The 584-nt window shown below is 62.5% G+C and carries 1 protein-coding gene and 1 pseudogene; both read left to right on the top strand.

Features of this window, described 5'->3' with window-relative positions; translation table 11 throughout:
• Positions 1 to 240: pseudogene (locus EN935_RS39395) on the top strand (DNA repair protein RadA); the annotation flags it as partial.
• An 85-nt stretch (positions 241 to 325) separates the two neighbouring features.
• On the top strand, positions 326 to 584 hold a 259-nt coding region (locus tag EN935_RS39390; protein ID WP_206534720.1), incomplete at its 3' end, for a CvpA family protein.

The following is a 584-nucleotide window of genomic DNA, read 5'->3' as shown; positions in this document are numbered from 1 at the left end:
CCCGCCGATTGCGTCTATTTCGGCGAAATCAGCCTTTCGGGCGCCGTGAGGCCGGTTGCGCATGCGCAACAGCGCCTCAAGGAAGCCGAAAAGCTGGGTTTTGGAAGCGCGGTTCTGCCCTCGGGCAGCGGGGAATTGGCCGGGGGGATCGGGGCCGGTTCTTTCCAGCCGACCGAGCTTGCCGACCTCGTGGCACGCATAGCCGGCTCACGCCGAAGCCGCGTGGACGTAGAAGACTAGAGCATCGGACCCAAGGGCGGGAACCGGTTTTGGGAAAACCCGATGCTCCGCGCTATAATGCGGCTCATGGAGTGGGGCGAAAGACATGCCGATTACGCTGCTTGACGGAATTCTCGTCGGCTTCACTCTGGTCTCGGCGATGCTCGCCATGGTTCGCGGCTTCTCGCGCGAAATCCTGTCCGTCGTCTCCTGGGCAGCAGCAGCCGCGGCGGCGTTCTTCTTCTACAAGCCGGTCCTGCCTTACCTCAAGCCCTACATCGAGAACGAAAAGATCGCCATGGCGGCCTCCGCCGGCGTCGTCTTCATCATCGCGCTGATCGTCGTCTCGGTCATCACCATGAAGC

Source organism: Mesorhizobium sp. M7D.F.Ca.US.004.03.1.1 (assembly GCF_003998635.1).
In the GTDB taxonomy this organism is placed as follows: domain Bacteria; phylum Pseudomonadota; class Alphaproteobacteria; order Rhizobiales; family Rhizobiaceae; genus Mesorhizobium; species Mesorhizobium loti.
Note: the sequence above shows the minus strand (reverse complement) of the source record. Positions and strands in the feature narration are given on the sequence as shown.